This window comes from Flavobacterium psychraerolatum (assembly GCF_025960985.1).
GTDB lineage: Bacteria > Bacteroidota > Bacteroidia > Flavobacteriales > Flavobacteriaceae > Flavobacterium.
The window spans coordinates 82217-102326 of record NZ_JAOQMX010000004.1 but is presented as its reverse complement, the minus strand read 5'-3'; the positions used below and the strand labels follow the sequence as shown (position 1 = coordinate 102326).

The window sequence follows — 20110 nt, the reverse complement described above, 5'->3', positions numbered from 1 at the left end:
AAAAAGAGTGGGTTTTTTTTGTTAAAAGTCACTAAAATATAAAGTTATGGAATTAAGGCGAGTTGTTGTTACAGGTTTAGGTGCTCTTACTCCAATAGGAAATACTGTTGAAGAGTTTTGGAATGCACTTATAAATGGAGTTAGCGGTGCTGCTCCTATTACTTATTTTGATGCTTCAAAATTCAAAACCAAATTTGCATGTGAGTTAAAAAACTTTAATGTAGAAGATTTTATTGACAGAAAAGAAGCCCGAAGAATGGACCGTTACGCACAATATGCGGTGGTTTCAGCAGCGGAAGCAATGAAAGATGCTAACTTTGACCTTGACACCATCGATAAAGATCGTGCTGGTGTGATCTGGGGATCTGGAATTGGTGGACTTGAAACTTTTCAAATCGAAGTATTGAACTTTGCCGCAGGAGATGGTACACCAAAATTCAATCCTTTCTTTATTCCAAAAATGATTGGTGATATTGCTTGTGGGCATATTTCGATCAAATATGGCTTTAGAGGGCCAAACTTTGGTACAGTTTCAGCTTGTGCTTCTTCTACAAACGCTATCATTGATGCATTCAATTATATCCGTTTAGGTCATGCCGATATTATGGTAACAGGTGGTTCTGAAGCCGCTGTAACAATTGCAGGAATGGGAGGTTTTAATGCCATGCATGCTTTATCAACAAGAAATGATGATCCAAAAACTGCTTCAAGACCAATGGACAAAGACAGAGATGGATTTGTTTTAGGCGAAGGAGCTGGAGCTTTAATATTAGAAGAATACGAACATGCAATTGCTCGTGGAGCAACGATCTACTGTGAAGTAGGTGGTGGTGGAATGTCTGCAGACGCACACCATATTACAGCTCCTCACCCAGAAGGAATCGGAGCGAGAAATGTAATGTTGAACTGCTTGAGAGATGCAGGTTTAAAACCAACTGATGTTGATGGTGTAAATATGCACGGAACTTCAACTCCTCTTGGAGATTTAGCCGAATCAAAAGCAATCCTACAGGTCTTTGGAGACCATGCATACACAATGAACTTGAATTCAACAAAATCAATGACAGGCCATTTACTAGGTGCCGCTGGAGCTGTTGAAACGATTTCTACAATTCTTTCTATGAAATACGGAATTGTTCCTCCAACTATCAATCATTTTACAGATGACGAAAACATCGACCAAAAATTAAATTTCACTTTTAACGAACCTCAAAAAAGGGATATGAAAGTAGTAATGAGTAATACTTTTGGTTTTGGCGGACACAATGCGTGTGTTTTGATGAAAAAATTAGAATTGTAATTTTTACGATGAGTATTTTTAAACAAATATTTTCTAAATCCCGTCGTTCAAATGAAGACGGGATTTTTTTTGATGCTATTAAAAAAATAATCGGATTTGAGCCTCAAAATATTGAACATTATAAAAAAGCGTTCACACATCGATCTGTAAATAAATTAACGGCAGACGGAAATCCCATCAACTACGAACGTTTGGAGTTTTTGGGAGACGCCATGTTAAGTGCGGTTATTGCTGCCTATTTGTTTGAAAAAGCACCTCTTGGTGATGAAGGATACCTAACTAAAATGCGATCTAAGATTGTAAGTAGAGAACATTTAAACGAACTAGGAAAAGATTTAAATCTGATACAATTTGTAAACAGCAAAGTCCCTTTAAATCATTTTGGAGAAAACATACACGGTAATATATTTGAATCTCTCGTGGGAGCAATATCTATTGACAAAGGCTATGTCTATTGTGAAAAATTCATACAAAAAAGAGTTGTAGATCCTTATGTAGATATTTCGAGACTAGAAGGCAAAGTAATCAGCTATAAAAGCTTGGTAATTGAATGGTGCCAGAAGGAAAAGAAAATCTTTCACTATGACATTTTTGAAGACAATGCCATCGACGGACAACGTCTCTTTGGAGTAAAATTAAGCATTGATGATAAGGTTATTGCCAAAGCAAGAGCAACCTCAAAAAAGAAGGCTGAAGAAAAAGCATCACAACGTGCTTATTTCGCTTTTCAGTCCCAAATAGACAAAAAGTAGGATTTATCAACCAAAACTACAACGTTTGCGTTTGTAAAATATCGAAATCATTACAATGCCAGTACTTTTACTTAGATAGAAATGGTATATTTACATCTTGATTTGAAATCATTATGGCGATTCATAAATTAGATATTGGTGAATTTGACGAAATAGATTATTATCTAATAGCTATTCGTACTTCCTTGGAAAATTATAGATTGGCTTATTTTATCAATCAAAGGCTGCCCATTAATTTGAGCATGAGTAAAGATGAAGTTCATATACATAGCAAAGGCGGTGACACACAGTTTTCTAGATTCTATTATTATGATGATGAAAATGATGTAGATTGGAACTTAATACAAAACATAAATGAAACTGTTCAACAAAATAGTGAAGTAACACATGATTTGTTTTCGAATACAAGTATAGAAGTCGCCACCAAGGTATATTTACTACCTGAATTCAAAAAGGCAGATTATTTTTTAAAAATTGAAAATATAAACGACACAATTGACGTCGACAAAATAAAACAAAAACTAAATACAATTGAGGAGATAGAAACAGCTTATGCTGTGGATACAAATCAAATTAAATCAAAAAACAATTTAATTTTCTAACAACAATGAGTACAAACAAAAAAACTAAAATTGTAGCCACACTAGGACCAGCATGTAGCACAAGAGAAATCATTAAAGACATGATCGATGCTGGAGTAAATGTCTTCAGAATTAATTTTTCTCATGCAGACTACGAAGGTGTAAAAGAAAAAATAAACATAATCAGAAGTCTTAATGAAGAATTTGGTTATTCAACTGCAATATTAGGAGATTTACAAGGACCTAAACTTCGTGTAGGAGTTATGGAAGATGGTATAGTTGTAAACGATGGTGATCTAATCACTTTCACAACTGCTGAAGAAGTAATAGGAACTGCTAGTAGAGTTTTTATGAAATACAAAAACTTCCCTAACGATGTAAATGAAGGAGAAAGAATACTACTTGATGATGGTAAATTAATTTTTGAAATTGTTTCTACAGACAAGAAAACAGAAGTTATTGCTAAAGTTATACAAGGTGGAGAATTGAAATCTAAAAAAGGAGTTAACCTTCCTAATACAAAAATTTCACTTCCTGCATTGACAGAAAAAGATATTGCAGATGCTATTTTTGCTATTGGGCAAAAAGTAGACTGGATTGCTCTTTCTTTTGTAAAAACACCACAAGATTTAAAAGACTTACAAGATTTAATTGCTGAACATTCAGACGTTAAAATTCCAATTATTGCCAAAATCGAGATGCCAGAAGCACTTGAAAACATGGACAAAATTGTAGCTTACTGTGACGCCTTAATGGTAGCGCGTGGAGATCTAGGGGTTGAACTTCCTGCTCATGAAGTACCTTTGGTACAAAAAGACTTAATCCGTAGAGCGAAAATGGCTCGTATCCCTGTAATTGTGGCAACACAAATGATGGAAACAATGATCACAAGTTTAACTCCTACAAGAGCTGAAGTAAATGACGTTGCTAACTCTGTAATGGATGGTGCTGATGCTGTAATGCTTTCTGGAGAAACTGCTGCTGGTAATTATCCAGTACAAGTTATCCAAAAAATGACTCAAATCATTGAAGCAGTAGAGAACTCTCCGCTAATTCAAGTTCCACAAAACACGGCACAAATTAGAACAAAACGTTTTATTACTAAAACAATTTGTCGTCAAGCTGCTCTTATCGCCAATACTATTGGTGCTAAAGCAATTTGTACAATGACAAATAGTGGATATACTGCTTTCCAAGTTTCTGCTTGGAGACCAAATGCTCACATTTTAGTATTTACTCCAAACAAAAGAATCCTTACTCAATTGAGTTTATTATGGGGAGTTAAAACTTTCTACTATAACCAAGACACAAGTACAGATGACACGGTAACAGATGTAAATAATATTGTAAAAGCATCAGGTCTTGTTGAAGCTGGAGATTTCTTAATCAACCTTGCAGCAATGCCAATCAAAGATAAAGGTATGGTTAACACCTTAAGAGTTTCTGAAATAGAATAATTATAAGATTAAACTTGAACTAAATTTTAAAAATCCGTCTCGGCTCACGCTAAGACGGATTTTTTTATGAAAGTGAATCCTTTCTTTAAGTAAAAAGTTGTTTGGTTTTGATCAAACAACTATCTATAAAATAAAAACAACAGGACATTTAATCTATCAAAAAAGGCTGCCAAAAAATAACTTTTCGGGCAGCCTTTTTTATAGTATAATACTATTTAATCATTGAATTTACTGTTTTTAATTATATCAAATCGAGCGAAGTCGAGATTATTTACTATTCGACAGAATAAGATTTCGAATGCGCTCAACCAAGATAATATCAACCATTATATAACAGTAAATTCAAAACCAAAATGATAGAAAATCTAGATTTTAATATTATAGGTTATATTTCAATCCTAATGTTAATCCTAAACCACTAATTCCTACGTAAGAACTTAATTCATCTTTTGCTTTTGTAGAATCAGAATTTGTATTGTATTCACTATTATTTGATGTAGAATTTAATCTACTCACATAGTTTGTATGTGTAGCAGAATAAGAGGCTGTCCTAAAACTAGTGGTTGTATTCAATTTATCCACACCATTTTCAGTGTAAATTTCAGTTTCTTTAGTTTTACCATGTACCGTAAAATTACGATATTCTAATTCAGCAAAGGCAGATAGATTTTTCCCTAATTTATAAGAAGTTCCCAAAGTTGCCATGAAACCAAGTGTTGGATTTGGCTTAATCACATCTTTAGAATATGCTTTTGTTTCCGCTACTGGATTTGCACCAACATAGGTAGTATAATCTCTATTTGTATCAATTTCTAATGTTCCGTGGATCGGCAAAATAACGCCTACTTTAGTATATGGTTCAAATCCATGAGATTTACCTAAAAATAAAACTAATGCAGGTGATAAATCAAATGCTCGAATCTTTCCTTCAGCTTCAAAATCAACATATGTAGCGGCAGGACTAGTTAATGGATTGTACGAAATCAATCTATTGGTAGTTTCAGCCATCGTTTTACTATTACTTGAATAATAATTCACACCCATTTCGACTCCAACACGTGTGTTAAATCTATAACCTGCAGATAATCCAGTTCTAAAACCTGCTCCAAAGGATCCGGTTACACTTTCTCTCGAAGCTAATTTATTACCTCCCAAAGTACCTGTATAAACATCTCTATTTGGTAACTGTCCACCGACTACAGGAAATTCAGTCGCTGCAGTTTGTAGAAAATAAGACCCACCAAGTTTAAGGTACCACCCTTTATCACTAGAATCATCTTTGGATTGCGCTAACATCGTCATTGAGCAAGCCATTATTCCTAAAAGTAAAATTTTCTTTTTCATAATAATTAATCGTTATAGATAGTAATTTTTGTTAACTACTTTATCACAAAATTAGATTATTTTGTATAACTGTTTTCACATTTCCTTAAAATAAACACACTCAATAACTTAAATGTTTTTATATCAAATACTTATGAAAAATATTTAACGTGAACACCAAACAAAACAGTAGTATAAAACATAAAAAAAGCTGAAATAGAGCGGTAAATGTATTAACTATAACGTTTTCATTAACCGATAATGCAGGATTATAAACAAATGTTAACTGACGCAAACATAGCTATACGAGTACAATAAAAGAAGATTACAATCATTAAAACGGTTACAACTTTCTATGTTTATAAATATAAGAAATTCCTAAAAATAGATTATTACTGGATGACAATTGGAAGGCGAACATATACATCCCTACAATAAACATTTATGATAAATCTGCGCGAACGGGTTCTATCATTTTTTAATCCTATAAAAACTATTTATTTGTTTAAAAACATAAACCTTTCAAAACATAAACTTTAACTAAATTTAAGGATGCAAATTTTACTTTATACTTATTTGCTTTATCTTTGCACTAATTAACAAAATTACAAACATGGAATTCAAATCACGAAACCCGTTTTTAAATAATAAATCATTCTCGGCAACTTCAAAGACCGGACAAGTACATGAAGCGACAGTAATTGGTTCAGATCTAGAAATGACACTTTCTGGTACGATTAACAAAACTGCTCTATTATTCTTACTACTTACAGCTTCGGCTATGGTGATTTGGTGGATGGCTTTCAACGGAATGAATCCAATATTACCTGCAATCGGTGGCGCAGTAATGGGCTTGATATTGGTCGTAATTTCAGCATTCAAACCTCAATATTCTGGCTATTTGGCTCCTGGATATGCTCTTTTTGAAGGATTATTTATTGGAGGTATTTCTGCCATCTTTGAAGCAAAATACCCAGGAATCGTAATTCAAGCAGTTGGTGCTACATTTGCCACTTTTTTGGTATGTTTAGGGCTTTATAAATTTAAAATTGTAAAAGTAACCGAGCAATTCAAGTCGGTTGTAATTGCTGCTACCTTTGCTATTGCAACGTATTACCTTATTTCATGGGTAGTATCTATGTTTACTAGTTATCAACCTGTACACTATGGTAACTCTATGATGAGTATTGGAATCAGTGTCTTTGTGATTATTATTGCAGCATTAAATATCTTTTTGGATTTTGATCAAATAGAACAAGGTGTTAAACAAAGAAAACCAAAATACATGGAATGGTTTGGCGCTATGGGACTAATGGTAACACTCGTATGGTTGTATATCGAGTTCTTAAGGTTGTTCTCAAAACTGGCAAGTAAAGACTAAAACATACTCTAAAAGTATTTTTATCATATTCTAAATCCTTCTAATCAGAAGGATTTTTTTTGACCTGTTTCCTCCTAATAAAAAGTCACCCAAAAAATACATTTGCAAAAAAACAAGATTCAAAACTTAAATTTCAACTGTACTGCTACCACCACTTTTTTTTCAGTAGTTTCGGTATTAAGATTGCTCATAGAAATCCCTAGTAATCGCACTGAATCTTTCATTCGCTCCTGATACAATAGTTCCTCAATCGTTTCCATAATTAATCCTTTGTCAGCAATAAAATAAGGCAATGTTTTGGAGCGTGTTTGTTGACTAAAGTCACTATATTTTATTTTTAATGTTACCGTTTTGCCCGAAACAGCATTTTTTTTCAATCTGTTTTCAAGTGTAGCTGCAATTCCTTGTAATTGTTCGAGCATAAAAATCTCTGATGAAAGATTGGTTTCAAAGGTATGTTCTGCAGCAACCGATTTCGAAATTCGATCTGATTTAACTGGACTATTATGAATCCCTCGAACCACATTATAATAAAATGCACCTGCCTTTCCAAAATGCTTTTCAAGAAATTCTAACGACTTCGATTTTAAATCAATTCCCGTAAAAATCCCTAACTGATACATTTTTTCGGTGGTTACCTTACCTACTCCGTAGAATTTTTTGATCGCTAAATTTTCTAGAAAAACTTGAACCTCATCTGGCTTCACCGTCTTTTGTCCATTTGGTTTGTTGTAGTCACTAGCAATTTTGGCTACAAATTTATTTATCGAAATTCCTGCAGAGGCCGTCAATCCAACTTCATTAAAAATTCGGGTACGAATTTCTTCTGCAAGAATACTAGCACTAGGGTTTCCCTTTTTGTTTTGAGTCACATCAAGATAAGCTTCATCGAGTGACAAGGGTTCGATCAAATCGGTATAATCTTTGAAAATGGCATGGATTTTTTTCGAAATTTCTTTGTACCGCTCAAAGCGAGGACGTACAAAAATTAAATCGGGGCAATTCCGTTTGGCTTGCACACCACTTATGGCCGAGCGTACACCAAATTTTCGAGCCTCATAACTAGCGGCGGCTACTACGCCACGATTTTCAGATCCACCTACAGCGATGGGCTTCCCTATTAACTCAGGATTATCCATTTGTTCCACCGAGGCATAAAAGGCATCCATGTCAATGTGTATAATCTTTCTTTCGGGAAACGGTTGATCCATAGTACAAATTTAGTTAGGATTTTCTTTGTGATGCTAAATTGTTATAAAAATAATTTACTTTTGGATACGAACTAGCCCAGATGGAAGTGGCAGCCCCGAAGGCAAAAGCTATTTTTTATGGGAGAGGCAGAGCGACCAACGGAAGCTCCTGCAACGACCTAATAAAAAAAGATTTTAAACTGAGGGCTAAAGCGGACAGCTGGAATAAGCTCCTCACCATTAACATAGTAGATTATGATTGAAATAGAACGTAAATTTTTGGTTACTTCAGAGGATTTCAAAAAAGAAGCATTTTCTGAAAAACGAATAAAACAAGGCTATTTGAGCTCGATTCCTGAAAGAACAGTTAGAGTAAGGACAAAAGGCAACAAAGGCTTTCTGACGATAAAAGGAGCCTCTAGCGCATCTGGAATGTCTCGTTTTGAATGGGAAAAGGAAATCACAATTGAAGAAGCAGAAAAATTACTGCTATTGTGTGAAAAAGGATGTATTGATAAAACTCGCTATGAGATCAAATTCAAAGGAAAGACCTATGAGGTTGATGAGTTTTATGGCGAAAATGAAGGTTTGATTATGGCGGAGATTGAATTATTGTCTGAAACAGAAACATTTGAAAAACCTCTTTGGTTGGGGCAAGAAGTGACTACTGATCCTCGATATTACAACTCCTATTTGAGTAAAAATCATTTTAAAGAATGGGGAATCTAGTCTAGAATTTCTTCAATGGTTACGACCATAATTCCGATTCCTTTGTTTTTGGCTATTTCCATAAAACCTTTACGGGTGAGATCCAATTCACGACCTCTGGAGAATGGGCCTCTGTCCGTGACTTCGACAATTATGGACTTTCCACTGGCTTGATTGGTCACTTTTAATTTAGTTCCGAACGGGAACTTTCTATGTGCGGCAGTATAGGAATCATTATCGAATTTTGATCCACTTGCCGTACGCCTCCCATTAAATTTATCATGGTAATAGGAGGCATTGGCATCTTTTTTATAGAACTTCAACTTTAAGCGTTGTTCATGACGTACACTATCTTTTGCTGATTTGGTTGTATCTTTGGTTGCTGCAGATTTTTGAAAAGTAGATTTTATTTTATCAAATAAAGGAGTTCTGCTAGATGCGAATCCAATAATTGTGAACAAAAAAAATAGTGTTATCGATTTTTTCATTTTGACTTTTTAAATTTCTATCTATCTAACAATAACCATACCTTACAATAACAAACTCCAAAAAAAGAAGTTTTTTACTATAAGTTATAAGCTAGATTGCCATAAACCCCATGGTACTCTACTCAATATAAGGATCAAACCTAATCCATAAAAAATTAAGAATGTTTTAAATTTTTTGTTACTTTCAGTTATTTTTTTATGTTTTGACCAACCAATTGTAATTAATGTGATCGCAATTATATTAATAAGTGGATGTTCTAGCGATGTCATTCGCAAGGCTTTGTCGGACATGTTTCCTAGAGAAGAAAACCCTAATGGAGAAACAAAGTATAAAATTAACCCAATAAGCAACTGGGTATGTGTCCCAATCAATCCCATAATCCCCACTCTTCTATCCCAAGGAGTAAATTCTTTTTTAGTAAGCAAACCAATAGTAGAATTTACTACCACTAAAATCAATAAAAAAAAAGCTAAAATAGCCCAGCCAGAATGAATCTGTTTAACGATATCGTACATAAATAAATATTTTTTGAAACAAATATAAGCAAAAAGTAATAAAAAAAAAGACCTTAACGATCGATAAACGTTAAGGCCTTTGTAATTTAACAACTATTTAATAAGCTATATTATTCTTACTTATTTTTAAAAAAATAATTTAATAAAAAAGAAGTAGAACTATCGTGTTCTTTTACCGTCTTGCTATTAATCTCTGATAAAATGGAGTTAGCCAATTGTTTCCCTAACTCTACTCCCCATTGATCAAAGCTAAAAATATTCCAAATAATTCCTTGAACAAAAATTTTATGCTCGTACATTGCAATTAATGAACCTAGTGTTCTTGGAGACAACTTTTCGATCAAAATTGTATTGGTCGGTTTGTTTCCTGTAAACACTTTGAAAGGCAATAAATAAGCTGCAGTAGCGGCATCTAGTCCTTGCTTGTCAAACTCTGCTTGTACCTGTGCTGATGTTTTACCATGCAAAAGTGCTTCGGTTTGGGCGAAGAAATTAGACATCAATTTATCATGGTGATCTTCATCACCGTAAAGTGGTTTCACATATCCAATGAAATCCGAAGGAATCAATTTGGTCCCTTGGTGAATCAATTGAAAAAAGGCGTGTTGCGCATTGGTCCCTGGCTCTCCCCAAATTATAGTTCCCGTTTGGTAGTCTACAGGTTTCCCGTCACGCCCTACACTTTTACCATTACTCTCCATAGTACCTTGTTGTAAGTATGGCGCTAGTTTTTGTAAATATTGTGTGTAAGGAATCAAAGCCTCGCTCTCAGCTCCAAAAAAGTTGTTGTACCAAACACTTAGTAATGCTAAAATTACGGGTATATTTTGATCAAATTCAGTTTCCTTAAAATGGGAATCCATATCGTTTGCCCCTTCCAACAATTGTTCATAATTATCATAACCAACTGCTAGACTAATCGTCAAACCTACAGCACTCCATAATGAGAAACGCCCTCCAACCCAATCCCACATTGGAAATACATTATCAGGATTGATTCCAAATGCAGTTACTTTTTCCAAATTGGTAGAAACAGCAACAAAATGTTTGGCCACATCCTCTTGTTTGGCAGAGGTTAAAAACCATTTACGAATCGTTTCTGAGTTCGTCAAAGTTTCCTGAGTAGTAAACGTTTTAGAGACAATTACAAAAAGTGTTGTTTCTGGATTTAATTTCTTGATAATTTCGTTTACATGATCTCCATCTACATTGGACACAAAATGAACATTCAAATCATTTTTATAAAATTGCAAGGCTTCTACCACCATTGCAGGCCCAAGATCAGATCCACCAATTCCAATGTTTACCACATCTGTAAACGTTTTGCCTGTATATCCCGTGCGTTGTCCTGAAACTACTTCATTAGTAAATGCTTTTATTTTTGCTTTTACTTCATACACTTCCGGAATTACATTTACCCCATTTACGGTAACTACTTCAGACTCTTTGGCTCTCAAAGCCGTGTGGAGTACAGCTCTATTTTCGGTTTTATTAATTATGGCACCACCAAAATAATCAGCAATAGCTTCTTTCAAACCCATTTCGTTTGCCAATTCTACCAATAAGGTCATGGTTTCTTGGCTGATATTGTTCTTAGAATAATCTATTAAGAAGTTATCCCACTGAATATTAAATTTTTGTGTTCTAGAAGTATCTTCTTTGAACATTTCTTGCATCGAAATATCTTGTATTGCATCAAAATGTTTTTGAAGCTTACTCCAAGCAGCAGTTGCTGTTGGATTGTTTGTTTGTAAAGCCATTTTTTTTAGTTCAAGTTTTTAATAAATGTAAAAATACTGAAAATACTTTAAACTGATTTATTTCCTCTTAGTTGTTTTTTTAAGGAGCAAAAAATTTAGCACTTTCAATCAATTGGTTTCCCGCATTCCGCTATATCTTGTGGGGGCAAAACAGAAGCCCCCACAAGGATGCCGCTCCAGTCGGGGCTAAAAGGTTATTATTGTTTTGTATTTAGAAAATTACTTAAAAACCAAAAAAAAGCACAACGCTCACTGTACTTTTTAGAGAATAAAATAATTTAGATTTGAGTAGAATCACATTCTTTAATTAAATTCTCTAAAACTGTTTTTCTCTCATAAAAAAAATCCTCCTTTGAGATTTCCAGTAAATATTCATAAATAATTCTATATGATTCTTCGTTTACAATTTTTCCATTATTCAATAGTTCTTGAATAGCATTGATTGTAATTGCATCACCAGACAAAGTATCTTGAAACCTATCTTTCAAAATTAGCTCGAGTTCTTTACCATCATTCCGAGACAAACCATTTGCCCAAGAATTTAAATCTCTGGATAAACTCTTTAAATCTTTTACTTTCTTATTCCTATAAGCGACGTTTACAACTGTTTCAACTTGTCGAATAATCGAATCGTCTTTACTTTTCGAAACTAAAAAATGAATTATTACAGTTGCTCTTTGATACAGATAATCAATGTCATTTTTCATTAACTTCAATTTATTTAAAATAGTACAATAACAGGTTCATCAAGTTCCTTAACTCGTATTTGATGCTATACACAAAAACTTACACTATCAAATATAAGATTTAATTGCAATTTTAAATAAAGAATAAAGTGTCATAAAATTACACCAAAACAAACATTTAAGATTACAAAAAAGAGAATCACTATTGACAAATAATGATTCTCTTTTTAATTCTTAGATTCAAGTGATAAATGCAACACTCCTTATTTGTTTAAATAAAGCCTACTGATAAGTCTTGAAGATCTAGATCTTCAAGACTTATCAGTAGGCTACGAAAAAAATTTCTCTTATTTTTGGGTTACTAAGCACAAAAAAAAGATGTCACATTTAACGATTGAACAAAGATACGAAATTGCTACACTTCGTTCACAAGGATTTTCAATGAGTAAAATTGGAGGGTTTATAGGTAGAGATAAATCTGTAATTTCAAGAGAGCTATCCAGAAATTCCGATCAAAGAAATAATGTTTATAAAGCTAAGTTAGCCCAAAGTAAGGCCAGTATTCGACAGCATGAAAAAGCTAAGAAAATACGCTTTACTGAACAGATAAAAGCACGTGTTATTCATCTTTTAGAAGAAGATTTCAGTCCTGAACAAATAGTAGGATATTGCAGTGATAAAAACTTTGAATGTGTTTCGATTGAAACAATTTATCAATTCATTTGGAGCGACAAAAAGAAAGGCGGACAACATTATAAGCACCTACGCACAAAAGGAAAGCGATATGCTAAAAGAGGGGCTTTAAAAGGCTCAAGAGGTATTATTAAAGATAGAGTTGGTATTGAAAACAGGCCGTTGGTTGTAGAAGAAAAGCAAAGAATTGGGGATTTAGAAATTGATTTGGTAATAGGTAAAAATCACAAAGGAGCTTTGTTAACAATAAATGACAGAGCATCAGGTGTGCTTAAAATGGCTAAAATAAACAGTAAGGAATCACAAGAAATTCAGGAGAAATTAATTGAATTATTAATGGATTGGAAACCCATTTTGCACACCATTACATCTGATAATGGGAAAGAGTTCGCTAACCATAAAAAAGTATCTGAAATATTAGAAATCTCATACTTCTTTGCCAACCCATATTGCAGTTGGGAAAGAGGTGCTAATGAAAATTTAAATGGTTTAGTAAGACAATATTTTCCAAAAAAATATAACTTTGATTTAATAACAGAAGAAGAGGTTTTAAGAGTAACAAATAAATTAAATAACAGACCCAGAAAAAGATTTGGTTTTAAAAGTCCAAATGAAATTTTTGAGCAAAAACTTAAACAATGTGCATAAGGTTGCATTTGTTAATTGAATCCACCATTTAAAAAAAATTTTTACAAATCCCCTATACTATCCAATTCCCTTTTAAGAGGTGCAATGGCTTCTAAGTATCTTGATTTATCTGATCCTGTCATGGGTTCACCAGTAGGGAGATTTAGTTTTAAAGCATCTACTTGGACCCCATTTTTCCAGAAACGATAACAGACATGAGGACCAGTTGCCAAACCAGTACTTCCTACTTTACCAATTACTTGTCCTTGTGTTACTCTTTGACCTCGACGCACTAATATCTTAGACATGTGTAAATATTGGGTAGAATAAGTTCCGTTGTGTTTCACTTTTACAAAATTTCCATTTCCAGCCGTATAACCCGCCATTTCAACTACACCTGCAGCTGTTGTTGTAATGGGAGTACCCGTAGGCGCTGCATAATCTGTTCCTTTGTGCGCTTTCCATCGGTGTTGTACAGGGTGAAAACGATTGCCTGAAAATCGAGAAGAGATCCGACTAAACTTGATTGGCGTTTTTAGAAATAAATTCTTCAGGGTTTTTCCGTCCTCGTCGTAATAATCGATTTTTCCAGTTGATAGGTCTTTCACAAATGGAAAAGCATAACTGATTTTACCTTTATACTCAAAAAACATTCCTTTTAATTCATCTACTCCATTATAGACAGAGTCATTTACAAACCTTTCTGTAAAAATAATTCCGAATCGGTCTCCCTTTTTTAATTTAAAGAAATCAATAGTCCACGAATAGACTTTGGTAATTTGACTGGCTAATCCAGTAGAAACTTTGGCGTTATCTAAGGTTTCAGATAATGAACCTTTTAAAACACCTCCAATTATTTTTTCTCGAATAGTAATAGGTCTTGTTTTTTTGTGCGCCACAACAATGGAATCTCTAAAATCAAAAATATAATAATTTAAAGCATCGGGCTGATACACAAAAACTTCCAGCTTGTTACTTTTGTTTTTGGAACGCAACATTGTAAAGGCTTTGTTTGGACGAATGACACGAACATCAAAAGTATCTTTTACAGCTTGTACAATATCATAAACTTTGCGGTCGCCAATATTTTGTTTTTCGATAATAGTTCCAAAAGTATCCCCTTTCTTAACTGTATCCTGAATGACATTGAAGTCAGCATAATTAAATCCAAAATCAGAAAATTCTACTTTGGGTACAACTGCTTTTGGTTTCACAACCTTTTCTTCTGATTTATTGCATGAGATAAGCGTAATTAATACGATGATAAGGGAGACTATTTTATTCAAACTTGGATTGCTTTATTATGATTCTAACTTATTTTTAGGTTCTCTTTACGAAAGTAAGATTATTTAGCCTTGATTTTAAAAGGATTATTCAAACCTTTAAAACCATCTAAATCTGCTTTTATGGAGCCTACGGCTAAATTGGCTTTTATTCGAACAGGAAGTCTGTTCTCATCATCAGAAATCCAAACTGTTAAACTTTCTTCTTCTTTAAATACTCGACCAGATTGTACCAACGGGCGAAAAACCATCGAAGGAACGGTTCCAAATTTAGTACTAATATCTTCACGACCTATGTACTTTAACTTAAATTTTGTGGTTTCTTCATCAAAAAACATGTCGATTGCAATAGATTCACCTATTTTTAATTTATCAATATTTGGATGATTTCTTAAATAGTAAAAAGCAGAAAGTATATCCTGTGTGTTGTCTGGTATTGCAAACGTTTTCTCGTTTTTGTTTTTATAATCTTTAACCAAAATTTTATTGGATGATTGATTAAAAAATCCTTGTTGATTTTTGGTATAACCGCCCTCATTAATCTTTCGAGTAAACAAATACGGATTTCCCGAATCTTTATCAATATAGCTTTCGTATAAATCGTCAACTTTAAAAAGGAAACGAGACATTCCTGTGGTATAGCCTTTCCCTGTTACTTTAAAAACTTTTTTGTGATCAACGACTGCATCTTGAACTTCAAGTGTTGCGTAACCTGCATTTATAATACCGTAATGAATTCTAAATTTAAACCATTCACCTGCATCATAGGCATCGTCTCTTGGAGTATTAAAACCGAAGGTGGTTATCAATAATAAGAAGAATATTAACTTTTTCATAGGAAGATATTTAATGATTTTATCAGCCTTATGAAATTTGCACTTCTACATTGGTATTCAATAACCAATTTTAGATAATGCTTCTTTCATAATTTACTTAATTTATTGACTAGGAGTACAAATTTTGTTCCAAATATATTAAAACATAAAAACTCAGTCAAATAATGACTGAGTTTTTATACTATTAACTAACCAAAAAACTATAAATTATGAAATTTATATCAAATAGGAAGGAAACCACCCCTTCCGTTTTGTGATTACAAAGTTAGCTAACAACATTGAATATTATACACCAAAATACATAAAATTGATACGATTTATCAAGTTGATTCATAAAAACGGTTATTTTTTTACATATTATAAAAAAAAGCTATTTTTTATATTATCCTTATAATTATACTCTAAAACCATTGCGATTAAGCTATATAATAGATATTATGATTAAACAATACGCTTTTAGAACAAGAAACCAACACTAATCCAAGTATATCCTTTGGAATTATCAGGTGTCCAAGTATGCTTGATTTCGATGGGACCAATTATTGTTTCCAAACCATAACCCACTGCATACCCAGAATATTTAGGAACTGACACCCAGTCATTTACATTATTAAAAATCTTATCACCTAAGTTGGCATAATTGGCAGAAAAATTAATATGATTATTTTTATAAAATTCATAATCAAAATTAAGAGTTGATTTTATATAACTATTTCCTGCCAACCCAAAGAAATCATACCCATAAAAAGGTCTAAAGTTATTAATTGGATTAAAACCGTAACCCCCTAAAACAAAATTTAGAAAAGGAACACTTCTATCCCCTACAGAAAAACCTGCATCGGTCCTGAATGTAAAAGTAAAATCCTGAGTAATGGCTGCTGCAAATCCGAAATCACCCTTCATGATTGTAAAAGGATTGAAAGACTTGGTATAATCATTAGAATATAGATAGGACTGCATATTCCCAGAGAAATACCATCCTTTTCTTGGAAAATGTTTATCATCCAAGCTATCGTATTTCAAGTACCCAAAAGCACTTACATAATTACTATTGTCTATTATTGGGTTAACATTTGCCAAAGTTTCCGACTTAATTTTCAAATGTTTCAACTCTAGTCCACCACCTAACAAAAATTGTTGCAAAAACAAAGACTGAAAATAAATTTGATTGGTTATATCAGAGTAATCAATATTTATAGTTGTCGCACCTCCCAATGCTGTAAAGTCCAAATTACCTCTATCATTGGTTACATTCTTATTAAACTGATTAAAGCTTGATTTAAAACCGACACTAAAATTATAACCGTTTTCTACATAATAATCAAAGTTATAACGCACATTATCCCCCAAAACAAGATCCAAAGAAGCGATATCGTTTTTAAAGAAGCGTTTCTTTTGGGTAAGATTAATCAATACCCCACTTTTGAACAACTCATCATAATGCAGTCCAAATTTCAAATAGGACTTAATCGGCTCCTCTTTTAGGACTAGATTTAAATCATCCCCTCCTTCACTATTAGGAGTTAAGTAATAATCAATACTACTAAAATTGTGTGTTGCATCAATATTATTAATTCCCTTTTCTAGTTGTTTATACGTTATTTCGGATCCTGCCTTAAATCTCAATTTTCCAGTGATATATTCTTTAGTATAATTATTTAAATCATTACAATTAATACTATGAATAGAAACTTCTTCTGTGACCAACTTCAAAGGAGGTTTCAAATAAGGGTCTTCATTTTCGGTTAAGGCTTTTAATTTTTCATAAACAGAAAAAGCGGCTTCCTCCCCTTTTTTCACAATTTCTGCTCCTTGATCGAATGAAATTACGCCATAATTTTTAATATTAGGCTTAATGTAAATATCCGTTCGTTGGATATTACTTTTCATTTTTTCAATCGAATGTAGGTTCGTAATCTGCACTAATATTTTTGTGGCATCATTCAAAGAATTTTTTAAAAGCAAATCATCTTGAACATCTACACCTATAATAATGTCAGCTCCCAATGCTTTTATTTCGTCTATCGGGTAATTGTTAGTCACTCCACCATCAATTAACAATTCGCCATTCAATTCTATAGGAGAAAACAAAGAGGGGAATGCAGCACTAATAAGCATGGCTTGCGCCAAATTTCCTTTATTCAAAACCACCTGCTTTCCAGTTTCGATATTAGAACCAATACATAGAAATGGTGTAGGCAAATTATTAAAATCCTTTACATATTTAACATTTCTAGTCAGCTTACTTAGTAAATTAAAATTATAAAGCCCCTTGGAAATTGCCTGCGGAATCCCAATTCTGAATTTATTAAAAGGCAGCACCAAAGCATATTTTTCATCATTGTCTTTTTCATAAAAATTCTTGGATTCTCTAGGGATATAATCGCTTAGCAACTCATCAAAATTGGTTGCATTAAAGATTGAGTCCAATTGCTTAGCATTGTACCCAGCTGCATAGAGTCCTCCTACGATTGCCCCCATACTAGTACCACCTATATAATCTACCTTGACACCAGCCTCCTCCAAAACTTTCAAAACTCCAATATGAGCAAAACCCTTGGCACCTCCACCACTCAAAACCAAACCTACTTTTGGTCTTTTTTGTTCCTGTGCAATCGTCTGAAAACCAACAAGCAGTAAAAGAATTATGATACTTAATTGCTGCAGTATTAAAAGTCGGGGTTTACTAAATATCATTTCTTTTCGTTATGTGGATTTCTGTTCTTTTTGGGTTTTGTAAAATTCGACTATTTTTTTGGCTTTGGACACACCAATAACCGCCGATATTTCTTTTTCGGATACCATTTGTAATCTTTTAACACTTTTAAAGTGCTGAATCAAAGTAAGCATCGTCTTTTCACCAATTCCAGGAATAGATTCTATAGAACCGTTCAAGGCTTCTTTGCTACGTCGGTCTCGGTGGTGCGTGATTCCAAAACGGTGCGCTTCATTTCGCAATTGCTGAATCACCTTCAAAGTTTCCGATTTTTTATCCAAATACAAAGGGACGGAGTCTCCCGGATAAAACAACTCTTCCAATCTTTTGGCAATACCAATTATGGCAATCTTACCTCGTAGTTCTAACGCATCCAAACTTTTTAAAGCCGATGATAATTGTCCCTTACCACCATCTATAATAATTAAATTCGGCAAAGGTTCATTTTCCTCTAGCAAACGTTTATAGCGGCGGTACACTACTTCTTCCATCGATGCAAAATCATCAGGACCTTCGACCGTTTTAATATTGAAATGGCGGTAATCTTTCTTGCTCGCCTTCCCGTCCTTAAATACCACACAAGCCGCAACTGGATTCGTTCCTTGAATATTCGAGTTATCAAAACACTCTATATGTCTCGGCTCTATGGGTAATCTCAAATCCTTTTGCATCTGCGCCATGATTCGATTGGTGTGACGATCGGGGTCTACAATTTGCAATTGCTTCAATTGTTCAATTCTATAAAACTTAGCATTGCGAATCGACAAATCAAGAATCTGTTTCTTATCTCCTAATTGAGGTACTGTAATTTTTAAGCTCTCTCCCAAATCAACTGCAAAAGGAACCACGATTTCTCTTGACAACAATCTAAATCGTTCCCTAAGCTCAATAATTGCCAATTCCAACAATTCTTCGTCACTTTCATCAAGTTTCTTTTTAATTTCCATCGTGTGTGAGCGTATAATCGCACCATGCGCAATCTGTAAAAAATTCACATAAGCAGCCCCTTCATCAGAGACAATAGAAAAAACATCGATGTTGGTAATTTTTGGATTCACAATCGTAGAACGTGATTGATAATTCTCCAATATGGCAATTTTTTCTTTGATTTTTTGGGCTTCTTCAAAATGCATATCCTGAGCCAAGTCCATCATTACTTTTTTAAAATCCTTCATACTACTTTTGAAATTTCCTTTCAAAATATCCCGAATAGCATCTACCTGCTGTTGGTAATCCTCCAAGGATTCATAACCCTCACAAGGGCCTTTGCAGTTTCCAATATGGTATTCTAAACACACCTTAAATTTTCCAGATTCAATATTAGACTTACTCAAATCAAAATTACATGTACGCAATGGATACAACTCTTTGATCAATTCCAAAATCGTATGTACGGTCTTAAAACTGGTATAAGGACCAAAATATTCAGAACCATCCTTTACCATTCTCCTAGTGGCAAAAATTCTCGAAAACGGTTCTTTCTTAATACAAATCCAAGGATAACTTTTATCATCCCGCAACAATACATTGTACCGTGGCTGCAGTGTTTTAATCAAATTATTCTCCAAAAGTAAAGCATCCGTTTCTGTGGGAACGACAATGTGCTTGATAGTCACAATTTTCTTGACTAAGACATTCGTTTTGGCACTATCATGCACTTTATTAAAATAAGATGAAACGCGTTTTTTTAAATTTTTGGCTTTACCTACATATAAAATTTTCCCGTCTTTATCGTAGTATTGGTAAACACCCGGCCCATCTGGCAAGGTTTGTATTTGAAGTTCAAGAGGCGGTTTTTGCATTATTTTTATAT

General features: G+C 33.6%; 17 protein-coding genes. 7 read left to right on the top strand and 10 right to left on the bottom strand.

What is annotated here, in order from left to right:
* Positions 1–46: 46 nt before the first annotated feature.
* From fabF to pyk, 4 genes are all read left to right on the top strand, one after another.
* The gene (fabF, locus tag M2326_RS02980) at positions 47–1300 is read left to right on the top strand and encodes a beta-ketoacyl-ACP synthase II (protein WP_264618066.1); all 1254 of its coding nucleotides are present in this window, start codon (positions 47–49) and stop codon (positions 1298–1300) included.
* Between the two features lie 8 nt (positions 1301–1308).
* Complete coding sequence (locus tag M2326_RS02975) at positions 1309–2052, top strand: ribonuclease III family protein (RefSeq protein WP_264618065.1); 744 nt, start codon at positions 1309–1311, stop codon at positions 2050–2052.
* Between the two features lie 113 nt (positions 2053–2165).
* The gene (locus tag M2326_RS02970; protein WP_264618064.1) at positions 2166–2654 is read left to right on the top strand and encodes an IPExxxVDY family protein; all 489 of its coding nucleotides are present in this window, start codon (positions 2166–2168) and stop codon (positions 2652–2654) included.
* A 5-nt stretch (positions 2655–2659) separates the two neighbouring features.
* Complete coding sequence (pyk, locus tag M2326_RS02965) at positions 2660–4090, top strand: pyruvate kinase (RefSeq protein WP_264618063.1); 1431 nt, start codon at positions 2660–2662, stop codon at positions 4088–4090.
* Positions 4091–4468: 378 nt separating this feature from the next.
* Here the strand turns inward: pyk and M2326_RS02960 are convergent, their stop codons facing one another.
* Positions 4469–5434, bottom strand: a complete 966-nt coding sequence (locus M2326_RS02960) for a porin family protein (protein WP_264618062.1) — start codon at positions 5432–5434, stop codon at positions 4469–4471.
* Positions 5435–6026: 592 nt separating this feature from the next.
* Between M2326_RS02960 and M2326_RS02955 the strand changes: the two genes are divergently transcribed.
* Positions 6027–6794 (top strand): Bax inhibitor-1/YccA family protein, encoded by a 768-nt coding sequence (locus M2326_RS02955; protein ID WP_264618061.1) that lies wholly within the window; start codon positions 6027–6029, stop codon positions 6792–6794.
* A 119-nt stretch (positions 6795–6913) separates the two neighbouring features.
* On the opposite strand, the gene dinB is transcribed toward M2326_RS02955, so the two are convergent.
* Complete coding sequence (gene dinB, locus M2326_RS02950; protein WP_264618060.1) at positions 6914–8005, bottom strand: DNA polymerase IV; 1092 nt, start codon at positions 8003–8005, stop codon at positions 6914–6916.
* Between the two features lie 234 nt (positions 8006–8239).
* Between dinB and M2326_RS02945 the strand changes: the two genes are divergently transcribed.
* A complete protein-coding gene (locus tag M2326_RS02945) occupies positions 8240–8713 on the top strand; it encodes a CYTH domain-containing protein (protein WP_264618059.1) in 474 nt (157 codons plus the stop codon).
* Here M2326_RS02945 and M2326_RS02940 read toward each other — a convergent pair.
* The 4 genes from M2326_RS02940 to M2326_RS02925 form a co-directional block, all read right to left on the bottom strand.
* The gene (locus tag M2326_RS02940; protein WP_264618058.1) at positions 8710–9180 is read right to left on the bottom strand and encodes a septal ring lytic transglycosylase RlpA family protein; all 471 of its coding nucleotides are present in this window, start codon (positions 9178–9180) and stop codon (positions 8710–8712) included. The genes M2326_RS02945 and M2326_RS02940 overlap by 4 nt on opposite strands.
* 84 nt (positions 9181–9264) lie before the next feature.
* Positions 9265–9696 (bottom strand): hypothetical protein, encoded by a 432-nt coding sequence (locus M2326_RS02935; protein ID WP_264618057.1) that lies wholly within the window; start codon positions 9694–9696, stop codon positions 9265–9267.
* A 116-nt stretch (positions 9697–9812) separates the two neighbouring features.
* Entirely contained in the window at positions 9813–11456 is a 1644-nt protein-coding gene (gene pgi / locus M2326_RS02930; RefSeq protein WP_264618056.1) for a glucose-6-phosphate isomerase, read from the bottom strand.
* Positions 11457–11734: 278 nt separating this feature from the next.
* A complete protein-coding gene (locus M2326_RS02925; protein WP_264618055.1) occupies positions 11735–12163 on the bottom strand; it encodes a hypothetical protein in 429 nt (142 codons plus the stop codon).
* Between the two features lie 357 nt (positions 12164–12520).
* On the opposite strand from M2326_RS02925, the gene M2326_RS02920 reads away from it, so the two are divergent.
* On the top strand, positions 12521–13483 hold the full coding sequence (locus M2326_RS02920; RefSeq protein WP_108739654.1) for an IS30 family transposase: 963 nt from the start codon (positions 12521–12523) through the stop codon (positions 13481–13483).
* A gap of 41 nt (positions 13484–13524) precedes the next feature.
* Here the strand turns inward: M2326_RS02920 and M2326_RS02915 are convergent, their stop codons facing one another.
* From M2326_RS02915 to uvrC, 4 genes are all read right to left on the bottom strand, one after another.
* Positions 13525–14748, bottom strand: a complete 1224-nt coding sequence (locus M2326_RS02915; protein WP_264618054.1) for a M23 family metallopeptidase — start codon at positions 14746–14748, stop codon at positions 13525–13527.
* A 59-nt stretch (positions 14749–14807) separates the two neighbouring features.
* Entirely contained in the window at positions 14808–15581 is a 774-nt protein-coding gene (locus M2326_RS02910; RefSeq protein WP_264618053.1) for a DUF3108 domain-containing protein, read from the bottom strand.
* 456 nt (positions 15582–16037) lie between these two features.
* Positions 16038–18278, bottom strand: coding sequence for a patatin-like phospholipase family protein (locus tag M2326_RS02905; protein WP_264618052.1), 2241 nt, complete (start codon positions 18276–18278; stop codon positions 16038–16040).
* A gap of 9 nt (positions 18279–18287) precedes the next feature.
* Positions 18288–20099: an excinuclease ABC subunit UvrC gene (gene uvrC, locus M2326_RS02900; protein WP_264618051.1), complete on the bottom strand. Its 1812-nt coding sequence runs from the start codon at positions 20097–20099 to the stop codon at positions 18288–18290.
* Positions 20100–20110: the final 11 nt, after the last annotated feature.